This window comes from Thalassospira sp. SN3W, assembly GCF_038070535.1.
Taxonomy (GTDB): Bacteria; Pseudomonadota; Alphaproteobacteria; order Rhodospirillales; family Thalassospiraceae; genus Thalassospira; species Thalassospira xiamenensis.
This window is the reverse complement of the sequence record NZ_CP121124.1, coordinates 3,557,190-3,571,770: the sequence shown is the minus strand read 5'-3', so window position 1 is coordinate 3,571,770 and position 14,581 is coordinate 3,557,190. Positions and strand designations below refer to the sequence as shown.

At 55.4% G+C, this 14,581-nt stretch carries 14 protein-coding genes; 10 read left to right on the top strand and 4 right to left on the bottom strand.

Features of this window, described 5'->3' with window-relative positions:
• Window positions 1-181 precede the first annotated feature (181 nt).
• From P8T57_RS16370 to P8T57_RS16335, 8 genes are all read left to right on the top strand, one after another.
• A complete protein-coding gene (locus P8T57_RS16370) occupies window positions 182-2,167 on the top strand; it encodes an ATP-binding protein (RefSeq protein ID WP_341363695.1) in 1,986 nt (661 codons plus the stop codon).
• A 28-nt stretch (window positions 2,168-2,195) separates the two neighbouring features.
• Window positions 2,196-3,551 carry a sigma-54 dependent transcriptional regulator gene (locus P8T57_RS16365; protein ID WP_341363694.1) on the top strand — a complete coding sequence of 452 codons (1,356 nt, stop codon included), beginning with the start codon at window positions 2,196-2,198 and terminating at the stop codon, window positions 3,549-3,551.
• 411 nt (window positions 3,552-3,962) lie between these two features.
• Entirely contained in the window at window positions 3,963-4,958 is a 996-nt protein-coding gene (locus P8T57_RS16360) for a TRAP transporter substrate-binding protein (RefSeq protein WP_007090928.1), read from the top strand.
• 29 nt (window positions 4,959-4,987) lie between these two features.
• On the top strand, window positions 4,988-5,563 hold the full coding sequence (locus P8T57_RS16355) for a TRAP transporter small permease (protein WP_037989934.1): 576 nt from the start codon (window positions 4,988-4,990) through the stop codon (window positions 5,561-5,563).
• Between the two features lie 19 nt (window positions 5,564-5,582).
• On the top strand, window positions 5,583-6,989 hold the full coding sequence (locus tag P8T57_RS16350; protein ID WP_062952482.1) for a TRAP transporter large permease subunit: 1,407 nt from the start codon (window positions 5,583-5,585) through the stop codon (window positions 6,987-6,989).
• Window positions 6,941-7,219 carry a hypothetical protein gene (locus P8T57_RS16345; protein ID WP_317341604.1) on the top strand — a complete coding sequence of 93 codons (279 nt, stop codon included), beginning with the start codon at window positions 6,941-6,943 and terminating at the stop codon, window positions 7,217-7,219. Before P8T57_RS16350 ends, P8T57_RS16345 begins: the two co-directional genes overlap by 49 nt.
• 171 nt (window positions 7,220-7,390) lie before the next feature.
• Window positions 7,391-8,647, top strand: coding sequence for a multidrug effflux MFS transporter (locus P8T57_RS16340; protein WP_341363693.1), 1,257 nt, complete (start codon window positions 7,391-7,393; stop codon window positions 8,645-8,647).
• A gap of 37 nt (window positions 8,648-8,684) precedes the next feature.
• Window positions 8,685-9,194 carry a DinB family protein gene (locus P8T57_RS16335; protein ID WP_341363692.1) on the top strand — a complete coding sequence of 170 codons (510 nt, stop codon included), beginning with the start codon at window positions 8,685-8,687 and terminating at the stop codon, window positions 9,192-9,194.
• Between the two features lie 8 nt (window positions 9,195-9,202).
• Here P8T57_RS16335 and P8T57_RS16330 read toward each other — a convergent pair whose 3' ends face one another.
• The 3 genes from P8T57_RS16330 to P8T57_RS16320 all read right to left on the bottom strand — a co-directional run bounded on the left by P8T57_RS16330 (window position 9,203) and on the right by P8T57_RS16320 (window position 12,199).
• On the bottom strand, window positions 9,203-9,991 hold the full coding sequence (locus tag P8T57_RS16330) for an enoyl-CoA hydratase-related protein (protein ID WP_341363691.1): 789 nt from the start codon (window positions 9,989-9,991) through the stop codon (window positions 9,203-9,205).
• 111 nt (window positions 9,992-10,102) lie between these two features.
• On the bottom strand, window positions 10,103-11,833 hold the full coding sequence (locus P8T57_RS16325) for a SulP family inorganic anion transporter (RefSeq protein ID WP_341363690.1): 1,731 nt from the start codon (window positions 11,831-11,833) through the stop codon (window positions 10,103-10,105).
• Window positions 11,834-11,911: 78 nt separating this feature from the next.
• Window positions 11,912-12,199 carry a helix-turn-helix transcriptional regulator gene (locus P8T57_RS16320; protein WP_007090922.1) on the bottom strand — a complete coding sequence of 96 codons (288 nt, stop codon included), beginning with the start codon at window positions 12,197-12,199 and terminating at the stop codon, window positions 11,912-11,914.
• A gap of 259 nt (window positions 12,200-12,458) precedes the next feature.
• Between P8T57_RS16320 and P8T57_RS16315 the strand changes: the two genes are divergently transcribed.
• On the top strand, window positions 12,459-13,148 hold the full coding sequence (locus P8T57_RS16315) for an orotate phosphoribosyltransferase (RefSeq protein ID WP_037990021.1): 690 nt from the start codon (window positions 12,459-12,461) through the stop codon (window positions 13,146-13,148).
• A gap of 81 nt (window positions 13,149-13,229) precedes the next feature.
• On the opposite strand, the gene P8T57_RS16310 is transcribed toward P8T57_RS16315, so the two are convergent.
• Window positions 13,230-13,850, bottom strand: coding sequence for an NAD(P)H-dependent oxidoreductase (locus tag P8T57_RS16310; RefSeq protein WP_341363689.1), 621 nt, complete (start codon window positions 13,848-13,850; stop codon window positions 13,230-13,232).
• A gap of 93 nt (window positions 13,851-13,943) precedes the next feature.
• Between P8T57_RS16310 and P8T57_RS16305 the strand changes: the two genes are divergently transcribed.
• Window positions 13,944-14,561, top strand: coding sequence for a TetR/AcrR family transcriptional regulator (locus P8T57_RS16305; protein WP_341363688.1), 618 nt, complete (start codon window positions 13,944-13,946; stop codon window positions 14,559-14,561).
• Window positions 14,562-14,581: the final 20 nt, after the last annotated feature.

Here is a 14,581-nt window from a genome sequence, read left to right as displayed (position 1 = left end):
CCTGATTGGTACAGACAGTGCGCACTTTTATCAAGCGCCTGACACGCGAAGCCTTTTTCGGCTATGCATTGTTAACAATATGTCATCATAATACCCCGGCATAATTCTTGAAACGGTCTGGCGGGAAATGCTCAAGACATCAATATCTGCAAAGCGAAGTGCCCGGCTGGTTTTGGCCGGAATGCTGATATTGCTGCCGGTTACCGTATGGCTGACCACGGAACTGTGGCGCGAAACCCGTCTTGTCGAAATCACCGAGGACGGCCGCAACAAGCTGGAACTTTATCGTTCCAACCTTCAGGGGGCGATCAAGGAACACGAATATCTTCCGATCACGCTTGCCAGTGACAAACGTATCCTTGACCTTGCCCTGCATTCCAGCCCGTCGGACGCGGCCGAGGTCAATCTCTATCTGGAAAAACTCGCCGCTGACAGTGGTGCATCCGACATCTATTTCATGGATCGCAACGGGACAACAATTGCGGCCAGCAACTGGAACAGCGATGCATCCTTTGTCGGGCGAAATTTTGCGTTCCGTCCCTATTTCAAACAGGCCGAAGCCGGACTGACCGGGCATTACTTTGCCTTTGGCATCACGTCGAATGTCCCGGGTTATTATATCTCGCATCCGGTCCGCCCGAACGGGGCAGCATTCGAAGGCGTGATGGTGGTCAAGACCCATCTTGAAACCCTTGTCCAACGCTGGGCACGCGGGAACGAGAATGTTCTGGTAACCGATGAAAACGGCATCGTCATCATTACATCACGGCCCGAATGGCGGTTTCGCGCCCTGACCGGTATTCCGCCCGAAGACCGGCCTGAACTGATGCTTTCGCGCAAATATGGTGAATACCCGCTCGATCCGATGCCCGTTCATCAGGGCGAATGGCCCGGCGATGACGGGATCAGTATTCTGTCACTTGCACCAGCACAGGTCATCACCCCAGAAACCCTTCAATCAGGGCAAGCTGCAACGACAAAACCAGACGCCGAAGCCAGCGGAAAAGCCAAAAATGATGCCAAACCATATCTTGTGATCCGAAGCCCCCTGCCCAAACAGGGCTGGAATATTTATCTGCTGACCGACAAGGCGGTTCTTGATCAGTCGATCCTGACAGCGGGCTTCATCGGCGGGGCCATGCATATCATCATCATGGGGACGATTTTTGTGCTGCTGCAACGCCGTCGCGCGATGCTCGAACAAATAGAAATCCGCGACTGGTCGCAACGTGAACTGGAACGTCAGGTGCGGCTTCGTACCGCCGACCTCATGAGCACAAACCTCCGCCTTGCCGAGGAAATCAGCGAACGCCGCCGCACCGAAGACGCCCTGCGCACGGCACAGGCCGAACTGGTGCAGGCTGGCAAACTTGCCGCCCTTGGCCAGATGTCAGCTGGCATTGCACACGAAATCAATCAACCACTGACCGCCATTCGAAGTTACGCCGAAAACGCGCTTAAATTCATTGCGCGCGGCAATGACGAAACCGCCAGCCGTAATCTGGGCCGGATTTCTGAACTGACCGAACGCATGGGTCGGATCACCAACCATCTGAAAACCTTTGCCCGCCGCCCAAAACATGACACCCATCCGGTGCAATTGGCCGAACCGCTGGAAAAGGCGATTGATCTGCTGCGCGAAACCGGCCGGGCCGGATTGGCCGACATACGTTATCAGCCGTTGGAAAACCTGCCAAAAGTCACCGCCGAGGAAAACCAGCTTGAACAGGTATTCCTCAATATCCTGAGCAACGCCGCCGATGCCTGCCGGGATGAGGAATTCCCCGAAATCGGTATCATGCTTGAGGAAAAGGATGGTCGCGTTCTGGTCGCGATTACCGATAACGGCCCCGGTATCCTGCCCGAAAATTTGCCCAAACTGTTCGACCCGTTCTTCACCACCAAACCGTTTGGTGACGGGCTGGGGCTGGGGCTTTCGATCTGTTATGGCATCATGCGCAGCTTTGGCGGCACGATACGTGCGGAAAACCGCCCGATGGGCGGGGCCTGTTTCACGATTGAATTGCGATGCATAGAACAGGTGTCCGGGCATGACGGCACATCAACCTCGACGGCATCGCCGATGCCTGATACAACATCCGGCCAAACCGCCGAAACAGAAGGCGCGGAAACGGATCTGCTGGTACATCGTATGATCGCCCCGTGATCCGGAACGGATTAAAAGGGGAAGGCATTTGAATAACTCGGCCCATTGCGTTCTGTTTGTCGATGACGACGAAGATGTGCGGGAAGCCGCACAGCAAACGCTGGAGCTTGCCGACATCCTTGTCGAATGCCACAGTGACGCCGGTTCGGCGCTGGAACGTGTTCGCCGCGGCTGGCCTGGAATCCTGATTACTGATATCCGCATGCCGCGCATGGACGGCATGGAATTGCTGTCTCAGGTGCGCAAGGTTGAGCCGGAAATGCCGGTGATCCTTGTCACCGGACATGGTGACGTTGCCACCGCGGTGCGTGCGATGCGCGAAGGCGCGTTTGATTTCATCGAAAAACCGTTCGACCCGGATCATTTCATCGATATCGCGCGCCGGGCCATGGCCCATCGGCAGCTGGTTCTTGAAAACAGGACGCTCAAGGCCGAACTGGCCCGCCACAGCAAGGAAGTATCGGGCCTGATCGGTCGCACGCCTGCCATGGAAAAGCTACGCACGCTGATTGGCAATATCGCCGCGACCGATGCCCATGTCCTGATCAATGGCGAAACAGGTGCGGGCAAGGAAGTGGTTGCGCGCACCCTGCACGAGGCATCAGGCCGCCCCGGCCAGTTTGTGGCAGTCAATTGCGGCGCAATGCCTGAAAACCTTATTGAATCCGAACTGTTCGGCCACGAAGCGGGCGCATTCACCGGGGCGGAGAACAAGCGTATCGGCAAATTCGAATTTGCCGACAAGGGCACCATGTTCCTTGATGAAATCGAAAGCATGCCGTTATCGCTTCAGGTCAAACTGCTGCGGGTTTTGCAGGAACGCGCGCTGGAACGGCTGGGCTCGAACAAGTTGCAACCTATTGATTTGCGCGTGGTGGCCGCAACCAAGATTGATCTGCGCGAGGCATCATCACGCGGGGCATTCCGCGAGGATTTGTATTACCGGCTGAATGTCGTGCAACTGCACATCCCGCCATTGCGTGATCGAAAGGATGACATCCCCCTTCTTTTCCAGCATTTCATGAAAGAGGCGCAAGGAAGGTTTGGCCGGGAATTTGCCCCGTTGAACGGCACGGAAATCGCCCGCCTGACTGCCCATGACTGGCCGGGGAATGTCCGCGAATTGCGCAACGCTGCCGAACGCCGGGTTCTGGGCCTTGATCCGTTTGCCGGTGACAGCGCACAGGCAACCGAAAATGTCCTGTCCCTGCCCCAGCAAGTCGAAGCATTTGAAAAAGGCGTGATCTGCGAGGCACTCCGTCAGCATGGCGGCCATGTAACGGCAACGGTCAATGCACTGGGCGTTCCGCGCAAAACCTTCTATGACAAACTTGCCAAATACGGCATCGTCCCGGCAGAGTTTCGCAATAAATCAGACGGTTAGGAACGATCAGGGCAAATCGCCCCGCAATACTGCCCGTAATCTGACAAAGCGACTGGCGGGATAAGCCTTTGCCGCACCTTTTGCAATTGGTCCTACCAACCACCCGCCCCGCCTGCGTCAAAAATCCTGCAATCGATAAAAATTTTGCATTTTCAACTTGAGATATTGTGCGGAAGACCGCACATTGCGAAGAAGGGATGTGCGGGAAAGACAACAAAAAGAAGAACTTACGCTGCACCGCACCATTGCGAAACATACTGCAAACCGCTGATATTACTTATCGTAATGACAGATATGCAGAACTGGCCCGGCAATTGCAGTGTTGCACCCCAGCGCCAAACGGCGACCTGAACGACGCCGATAATTGGCGCGCTACTGGGAAAACGCACAAAGCTTATAGGGAGACTATTGATGCGTCCGATTACCAAAAAACTTCTCGCAACCAGCGTTGCAATGGCAGCCGTTCTTGGCATGACCAGCGCGGCATCCGCACAGGTTGTTGTCAAATACGCCCATGTGGTTGCCCCGAACACCCCGAAGGGCCAGGGCGCTGAATTCTTCAAAAAGCGCGCCGAAGAAATCCTTGGTGACAAGGTTAAAGTCGAAATTTATCCGAACTCGCAGCTGTTCGATGACGACAAGGTTCTGCCGGCAATGCTGCGTGGTGACGTCCAGCTTGCAGCACCGTCGCTTGCGAAATTCGGCAAATGGACCTCGAAGCTCGGCCTGTTCGATCTTCCGTTCCTGTTCAACGACATGGAAGCTGTTGAATGCTTCCAGAAAGGCGAAAAAGGCCAGGAATTGCTGCTGTCGATGGCAGACAAGGGTCTTACCGGTCTGGGTTACTGGCATAACGGCCTGAAACAGCTTTCGGCCAACAAGCCGCTTTTGACCCCGGCCGATGCTGCGGGCCTGAAATTCCGTATTCAGAGCTCGGACGTACTTGCTGCACAGTTCGAAGCTGTTGATGCCGTTCCTCAGAAAATGGCATTCGCCGAGACCTATTCGGCACTTCAGACCGGCGTTGTTGACGGTCAGGAAAACACCTGGTCGAACATTTATTCCCAGAAGTTCTTTGAAGTTCAGGATTACATCACTGAATCCAACCACGGTCTTCTCGACTATCTCGTCGTGACCTCGACCAAATGGTGGGACGGTCTTGATCCGGAAATCCAGGCTGGCCTGAAACAGGCCATGGACGAAGCAACCGAATATGCCAACGGCCTGTCGGGCAAACTGGCCGACGAACAGCGCCAGCTGATCGTTGATTCGGGTGAAACCGAACTCGTCAAACCGTCTGCTGACGATGTCAAAGCATGGCGCGAAGCCATGAAGCCTGTCTGGGCGCAGTTCGAAGGTGATATCGGTGCCGATCTGATCGAAGCCGCTGCCGCCTGCAACAAGTAATTCCTCGAACCTAGAGGACCGTTACCGCTATGATTAAAACGGTCGTTGACCGGCTGGAGGAGGGCATTATTGCCCTCCTTCTCGCCGCCATGACGATGCTGACCTTCGTCAATGTCGTCCTTCGTTACGGCTTCAATTCCGGCATGACCTGGTCGATGGAAATCACCGAATTTCTGTTTGCCTGGCTTGTGCTTTTCGGCATGTCTTATGGTGTCAAGGTCGGATCCCATATCGGGGTTGATGCCCTTGTTCAACTGTTTGCAAAACCCGCCCAGCGCATCACCGGTATCTTTGTTGCTTTGGTCTGCATGTCCTATGCCGCGCTTATTCTTTATGGCGGCTGGGAAAGCATGACCTTCTATCACATGATCGGTATCGAGGCCGAAGATTCCCCGATCCCGATGTGGGTCGTCTATCTGATCCTGCCACTTGGCGGTGCGTTGCTGCTGTTCCGTCTCGGACAGGTCCTGTGGCGTATTCTTTCGGGTCAGCAAAACGGATTCTCGCTTGCCGATGAAGCACGCGAGGCGATCGAAACCATTGGCGAAGGCGACAAAGCCGACGTCATGGCCGACGGCATCGTCCGTCGCGACAACGATAAATGATCGCGGGGGAACGCCTTAAATGACAATCGCATATCTGTTCATCACGTTGTTTGCGTTGATGGCGCTTGGCACCCCGATCGGCGTGGCGCTGGGCCTGTCATCCATCACCACCATCCTGTTTTTCGGATCAGACTCGCTTGCGACCCTGATCGAAAAGCTGTTCAACGGGATGGAACATTACACCCTTCTGGCCATTCCGTTCTTCATCCTTGCCTCTACCTTCCTGTCGACCGGCGGGGTGGCACGTCGTCTGATCCGCTTTGCGGTCGATACGGTTGGCTGGTTCCATGGCGGTCTTGCCATGGCGTCCGTTCTGGCCTGTATGCTGTTTGCCGCCGTTTCTGGTTCCAGCCCGGCTACGGTTGTTGCCATTGGTTCGGTGGTGATCGCCGGCATGATCAAATCGGGGTATCCGCGCAACTTTGCCGCCGGTGTAATCTGTAACGCCGGTACGCTTGGCATTCTGATCCCGCCATCCATCGTGATGGTGGTCTATGCCGCGGCAACCCAGGTGTCGGTCGGCCGCATGTTCCTGGCCGGTGTCATTCCCGGCCTGATCGCCGGTCTGATGCTGATGGCGGTGATCTATGTCGTCGCCCGGATCAAAAAGCTGCCCAAACAGGATCGTCCGAGCGCTTCGGAATGGTTTGAAGGCCTGTTTTCCGCATCCGGTGGCCTGCTTCTGGTGGTTGTGATCATGGGCGGTATCTATGGCGGGATATTTACCCCGACCGAAGCCGCAGCCGTCGCATCCGTCTATGCCCTGCTGGTCGCTATCGTGTTTTATCGCGATATGGGCCCGATCAAGGGTGTTGCCTGGGTTCCGGAAAAAGGCATGGGTGTGGGCGCTATCATTGGCTACAACCTGCCTAAAATCGGCAAGGCCATCGCGCTGATCCCGTTCGACAAGGATATTCGCCACGTGCTGCTGGAGTCCGGCAAAGTGACCATCATGCTGATGTTCATCATTGCCAACGCCATGCTGTTTGCCCATGTGCTGACATCCGAACGCATTCCGCACACCATTGCAGAAACCATCATCAACTGGGGTCTGGAACCTTGGGCCTTCCTGATCGTGGTCAACATCATTCTGTTGATCGCGGGCAACTTCATGGAACCGTCGGCCATCCTTCTGATCATGGCACCGATCCTGTTCCCGATTGCGATGAAGCTTGGTATCGATCCGATCCATCTGGGCATCATCATGGTTGTGAACATGGAAATCGGCCTGATCACGCCGCCGGTCGGGCTTAACCTGTTCGTGACGTCGGGTATCACCGGCATGTCACTGGTTCAGGTGGTTCGTGCAGCCCTGCCTTGGCTGATGATCCTGCTGGTCTTCCTGATCATCGTGACATACATACCGGCAATTTCGACATGGCTTCCGACCATGCTGATGGGCCCGGAAAAGGTCATGAACTATTAGATCAGGCGAGAACTGAAAACCTTGCAAACGGCACCCCATCGCGGGTGCCGTTTTCTTTTGCGGCCTGTATTCTTTTGCCGCGTCAGACGGTTATATGCATAGCTGATATTCAGGCTGTCAAAATCGCCGGGCTGGAAAAAACAGAATTTCCGTGGATAATGGCACAAATTGAATCGTTTCAGGCTGCGATCCACCCGGCCCCGCCACCCGCAACGGTGCGGCCTTCCTGATGCCACTGCCATATCTGACCGGAATTTTCGCCCCGCCCGCTGTCCGGGTGTTGGCGATATGTCCCGTTTCCTGTCATTCCGGCTGGCCTTAAGGAAGTCCGCTAAAGACCGATACTGGAAACCGGACAGATCACGCCCCACCTGCCACCATAAGAAACGGATACGGAAGTCATGGCGAATACAGATGCCAGCGCCCCGATCAACACGCAGCGCCTTGCGATCCTGCTTGCCGCCCTGATCGCGACCGCACCATTTGCGATTGATACCTACCTGCCTGCCATTCCGGCAATGGCAGCAGATTTTGGCGCGCCGACGCATAATGTCGAAGTATCAATCAGCATGTTCCTGATTGGTTTTGCCTTGGGGCAGCTGATTGGCGGGCCACTTTCGGATCGCGTTGGCCGTCGCCCGGTCGCGTTGATCGGGCTTGTGATTTACATCATCACCAGTGCGATCATCATTTTCGTCGACAGTTCTTTTTCGCTCAACGTCATGCGCTTTATCCAGGCGATTGGCGGCGGTTTTGCCCTTGTGATTGTCGGTGCATCGGTGCGCGACCTGTTCGATGGCAAGGATGCCGCGCGCATGTTTGCCCTGATCGCGGTGATCATGATGATTGCCCCGTTGGTCGCTCCAACGGTTGGTTCGGCCCTGCTGGTTTATTTCCAGTGGCAGGCAATTTTCGTCCTGCTGGTCATATATGGCAGCATCATGCTGGTGATTGTGTGGTTCAAGTTACCCGAAACCACCAAACTGCGCCCACGCTATGCCGGACCAGCACGACGGGTGTGGTGGACCTATCTGGAAGTCCTGCGCACCCGCAAGGCAGTTGGTTTCATGCTGGCCCATACCGGGGCCAGTGCAGTGATGTTCAGTTTCCTGACCGACAGCCCGTTCATGTATATTGATTATTTCGGCGTGTCACCCAGCCAGTTCCCCTATCTGTTCGGGGCGAATGTCATTGTCATCGTGATCTGCAACCGGCTGAACAATCCGTTGCTGAAACGGCTTGAATGCCATCAGATACTTGCGATTGGTACCGCCCTTCAACTGGCGGCCGTGATCGGATTGTTCATTGCGGTGAATGCGTTCGAGCCGTCGCTATATGCTGTAGTGCCGCTGGTGATGGTTGCTGTCGGCATGATCGGGCTGACCGCACCAAACGCAACCGCGGCCTTCATGCAGTATTTCCCACATATCGGCGGGACGGCCACCGCCTTGATGGGGACCATACAGTTTGCCACCGGCGCATTGGCAGGCACCATTATCGGACAGGTCCATGACGGCAGTCTTCTGCCCGTGACAGCATCGATGCTGGCCTTTGGCATTTTCGCCAATGTCATGGTTCATTTTGTGGCCGAGGCAAAACAGATCGAACAGCCTGCCCCGGCCCAAACCGACGATACCGTCGCGGTTGCCGCAGATTAAGTACAGACCGGTTAATGCCAACAAGGAGCCCCACCAGATGGCAAAGATGAATTTCAACGATTACGGCCGCGCCATGGCCAAATATAACAGCTGGCAAAATGGTGTTCTGTACGATCTTTGTGATCAGATCGGTGACAAGGAACGCCGCCGTGACCGCGGCATGTTTTTTGGCTCGATCCACGCAACGCTTAATCATCTGCTGTATATAGATCACCGCATCCTCGGCATTCTGAAAACCGGACAGGCCGAACCGTTTGATGCCCGCACCGTCATGGCCGATGATTTCGAAACTCTTGGCAAAATGCGGATCGAAACCGACGCGGCAATCGCCGAATTCGTCGATTCCAGCGATCATGGCTGGCAGGATGACATTCGCGAATTGATGGGGCTGGATGGTGTAACCCGCAAATTGCCGCGCCAGCTTTTCCTGATGCAGCTTTTCAACCACCAAACCCATCACAGATCGCAAATCACAAGCGAGCTTTACAAGATGGGGCTGGATTACGGCATCACCGATGTCCCGCTGACACCGGATTTGCCGTTATGATCTGACGATTATCTGCCTTCAAACACCGCTTTTCGCTTTTCGAGAAAGGCGGTGTAGCCTTCCTTGAAATCCGCACTGTCAAAGGCGCGGTATCCTTCGTCAAATTCCTTGGCACCGATGGCACCACCTTCTTTCAGGCGGTTGATCATTTTTTTGTGCAGGCGTTGGGTGATGGGTGCGCCCCCGGCAATTCGGGCCGCTGTCGCCGTTACTTCCGCATCAAATTCATCAAGCAACACATGGCGGGCGATAAAGCCGATTTCGCGCGCACGCGCGGCGTCAAAAACCTGCCCTTCCAGCAGGATTTCAAACAGGGCTGCTTCGCCCAGCAGATCCAGCATGATCTGCAATTCCGGATAGCCCAGCGTCGCGCCAAGCTTCATCGGCGGCACGGCGAATTTTGCATTATCGGCTGCAATCCGCAAATCGCAGGCCGCAGCCAATACAAACGACGCCCCGATGCACGGCCCGTCAATCGCGGCAATCACTGGATGCTGGCAAACCCGAAGCGCCTGCAAGGCCTCGGCATGAAGCATTCCGTAATCGCGCGCCTTTTCAAACCCGTCACGTTCGCGAACAAATTCATGAATATCCGCCCCGGCCCCAAATCCGGCCCCGCTGCCGCCGCGAATAACGATGCAACGCAGGTTGCTGTCCCCGCCAAGATCGTCGGCAATCCGGGCAAGTTCCCCCCACATCGGCTTGGTCAGCGCGTTTTTGCGCTCCGGCTGCGAAATGGTGATGGTTGCAATACCGCCGTCATTGATATCGACGACAAGTCCGGTTTCCTGCGACATGGCAGTGCCTTTCAGCTTAATTCGGTAAAGCTATACCAAATAAACCCAAAACCGGACTTTGCCAATGCCTGACAAAGGCTTGGCCATTATCGCTGTCTTTGCGGCCGCAACTCAGGATGCCGTGACGTTACGCAATCCATGCGCGCGAAGGCGCCCGACCGCCTTCTCGATATCGGTTTCATAATGAACCAGCGGCGGCTTGATACCATGTGCAAACAGTTCCCGTCGAAGGTCATGCGATGTGCCGGTCAGGATCACCTCGATCCCGCGCCCGCGTGTTTTGCGGGCAAGTCCCGCAATCGTATTGGCCGCGGTTGAATCGAGAAACGGTACAGCGGCAAAATCAATGATCAATGCCCGGTGCGTATCGCCAATCCGATCCAGAACCGATCCAATGGATGCCGCCGCCCCGAAAAAGAACACGCCGGTAATCCGGTAAATCATGATGTCGGGGTCGGTTGTCGATGAAATATCCGATGCCCCGCCGCCGGTCGTACCGTCGGCCCGGTCTTCGGATACAAACGGGCTGTGGGTGGCAATTGCGGTTGTTTTCGACATGCGTTGAATGAACAGAACCGAGCCAAGGGCAAATCCAACAACGATTGCTTCGAGAAGATCGCGGAAAATCGTCAGTAAAAATGTTACCAGCAACACCGCAGCATCCCCACGCGATGCGCGCAGCAAGGTCGCTATCGCGTGCTTTTCGATCATGTTCCATGCCACAATCGCCAGCACCCCGGCCAAGCTTGCCAACGGAATGAAACTGGCTAGCGGCGCAGCAACCAATATGAACAACAACAAAAACAGCGCGTGCAAAACGCCCGAAACCGGCCCATGCGCACCGGCCCGGATATTGGTGGCCGTTCTTGCAATCGTGCCGGTCACGCAAATGCCCCCAAACAGACCCGACGCCATATTTGCCACCCCTTGGGCCACCAGCTCACAGTTCGATCTGTGATGTCGGCCGGTCATGCCATCGGCCACCACGGCTGATAAAAGCGACTCAATCGCCCCCAAAAGCGCAAAGGCAATCGCATTGGGCAAAACCGCTTGGACCTTGGCAAGGGTGAATTCCGGCAAGATGGGCATGGGGAAATCACCGGGAATACCGCCAAAGACGCTGCCGATGGTCGATACCGGCAGATTGAACAACGCGGTTGCCAATGCGGCCCCTGCCACCGCAATCAGCATGCCCGGCCAATGCGGGCGCAGCCGTTTGCTGCCGATGATCACAAGGATCGTCGCGCCGGACAACGCAACCGTCACCGGATCGATCCCCGGCAATGCCGCCCAAATCACCGGGAGCTTTTCCAAAAGCGGCCCCGGTTCTTTGCCTGGCAAAGTCAGCCCCAGCAAATCCTTGATCTGGCTTGCAAAAATGATCACCGCAATCCCGGCAGTAAAGCCAACCGTCACCGGATAGGGAATGAATTTGATATAGGTACCAAGCTTCAGCGCCCCGATGCCGAGCAACATCAATCCCGACAGGATAGTGGCAATGATCAAGCCATCAAGGCCATGCGTCTGAACCGTACCTGCGACCAGAACGATGAAAGCCCCCGCCGGTCCGCCAATCTGAAAGCGACTGCCCCCCAGGAGCGATACCAGAATCCCCCCGACAATCGCGGTATAAAGCCCCTTTGCGGGGGAAACGCCCGATGCAATCGCAATCGCCATCGATAACGGCAAGGCGACAATCGCCACCGTCAAACCGGCAATCGCATCGGCCCGCAACTGCGCAAACCCGTAACCTTCGCGAAGGACGGTTACAAGTTTTGGGGTAAACAGGTCGGCATATCCGGGTTCGGATGCCTGATTGGTTTTCGAGGTTCTGGTTTCCATAGTCTCCGGCAGCCTTGCAAAAGGCGGCGGGATCGTCGGCATAAGTCGGCGGTCGCCGTCGCAAAATTGTTGCGGTCGTTATTGTTCGCCCTGCTCGTCTGGCAGTGTCGGTTTTATTTCCGGTTCTTTCAGACGCACACCGCGCCCGGTTGCCATGCTGGGCACGTTATCCCCGATCAATTCGATCCCGGCACGGTCAAGTGCTTCGACGACCTTGGTCAACGTATCAACCACACCACGCACATTACCCTTGCTGGACTCCATCCGCTGGATGGTTGGCACCGAAATCCCGGCCATTTCGGCCAGCGTTTTCTGATCAATGCCCAGCAACGCACGCGCCGCACGCATTTGTCCCGCGGTAATCATAGGGCGCATCCTTCATTCACACATGATCGAAGCCTAACAAAACGCATTTAGAACTGCAATTATGATATTTCAGATATCAATAATGCCATTTCAAATCGGCATTGTCTTATTCGCATCCGGTCCTGCTGCCCGCAAATTTGCCCCCGACATCGCCGGGCACCTGATCCTGACCAGCCGGACAGCGGCTTTTCTTTGCGCTTTGCGTCCAAAAACGCTAAGACGTGCGCAAATATTCGATCCGGAAAAGGGTATAGCCGCCATGACCAACGAAACTTCGACCGCGCATTGCTCGTATGCTGCCAAAACCGTCGCAAAGATTTTGCTTGATATCGGGGCTGTGAATTTCCGCCCGGAAGAGGCCTATATCCTGACATCGGGCTGGGCGAGCCCGGTCTATATTGATTGCCGCAAACTGATTTCCTTCCCGCGCGCACGCCGCAAGGTCATGGAACTTGCCGCCCGTCAGGTTTCCGACAAGGCCGGTTACGAGGCATTTGATGCGGTCGCCGGTGGTGAAACCGCGGGAATCCCCTATTCCGCTTGGCTGGCCGATGTTCTGGACCTGCCGATGCAGTATGTCCGCAAGAAGCCAAAGGGATTTGGCCGCAAGGCACGGATCGAGGGCGACATCCACGAAGGCCAGCGCGTCCTTCTGGTCGAAGACCTTGCCACCGACGGCGCATCGAAAGTCAACTTCGTCAATGCCATCCGCGAAGCCGGTGCCGAATGCAGACATGCATTTGTCGTGTTCTTCTATGGTGTGTTCCCCAATGCGCTTGAAGAACTGAAAAAAGACGATATCGAACTGCATTACCTGGCAACCTGGGCCGATATTCTGGCGGTTGCCGAAGAAGGCAAATACTTCCCCAAAGAAGCCATCGAAGGCGTTCGCGCCTTCCTTGCCGACCCGATCGGCTGGTCCAAGGCCCATGGCGGCAAGCACGACTAAGCTAGCAGCACATTGCCAAATTCAAACGCCCGCAGATTTTCCCTGCGGGCGTTTTGCTTTTGATGGCCGGTCTAACGGGATTTATCCCGCCATATCCAATTCCGGCTTTGTCACCTTTGCAGGGATCGCCGCCCCGACCTCGCGTGCTTTTTTCAAGAGCTCCGCAGGGTTATTGCCGTCGGCCAGCAACATCAATTCCGAAGTTGCGACTTCCACTCCGCAATAATCAAAAATGCCCTGATGGATTTGCAGTTTCATGGCCCCGAAATATCCATGCCGGGCAAATGTGGCAAGCCCTGCACCACCAATCGCGACAAGGTGGACCTTCAGATGGTTCAGTTTTTTGATCACCTTTTCACCGTCAATATCCTCATAAGCCCAGCCATTTGAAAACACCCGATCAATCCAGCCTTTCAGGATCGCGGGCATTGACCACCAATAAATCGGAAAAACCAGAACGAGCGTATCGGCGGCATCAATCCGTTTCTGTTCGGCAAGCACATCATCGGGGAACGGGGCCCTCATCTCGAAGGCCGCGATATCATCCTGGCTGAAACGCGGATCAAACCCTTCGGCCGACAGATCAGCAAACTCGAAACTGTGTTCAGGTCCGGCATCCTCAATCCCCTTGCCAATTTGATTGGCGACCGCATGACTGAACGAACCGGAATTTGGATGGGCGACAACAACAAGCGCGCGCATGACATACCTCCTTGCTAGGCAATTGCCACTCAACGGCAATCACTATATACTATAAGTAAGTTACTATCTGTAAGTTACTTTTGGTATATAAAGATGTCAAGCAGCGACGCAAAAAAGTCCCCGTCACATACCCCACGCAAACGGATGGCGCGCGAAGATCGCAATCGGCAACTTCTCGACGTTGCATGGAAGATGATCCATGACGACGGGACCGAGGCACTCAGCCTTGGCAGTCTCGCCGAACAGGCCGGAGTCACCAAGCCGGTGGTCTATGATCATTTCGGAACACGATCGGGTTTGCTGATCGCGCTGTATCAGGATTACGATCGACGTCAGACAGCATTGATGGACTCTACCCTTGCGCAAAGCAGCCATACCCTGCGCGACAAGGCATCGGTGATCGCATCGGCCTATATTGATTGCGTGCTGTCACAGGGGCGCGAAATTTCGGGTGTCATTGCATCACTTGCCGGATCGCCGGAGCTGGAACAGGTCAAACGCGACTATCACATTCTGTTCATTGATAAATGCCGCGATACACTGTCCCCTTTCAGCCGGACCGGTAAAATACCGATGCCCCGCCTTTGGGGCTTTCTGGGCGCAGCCGAATCCCTCTCTTACGCAGCGGCAACCGGCGAAATCACCGCCGATCAGGCAAAGCAGGAACTTTTTGAAACCATCATCGCCATGGTGTCGCGAGACAAAGCATAAAGAAAAAAGCCATCAACAGT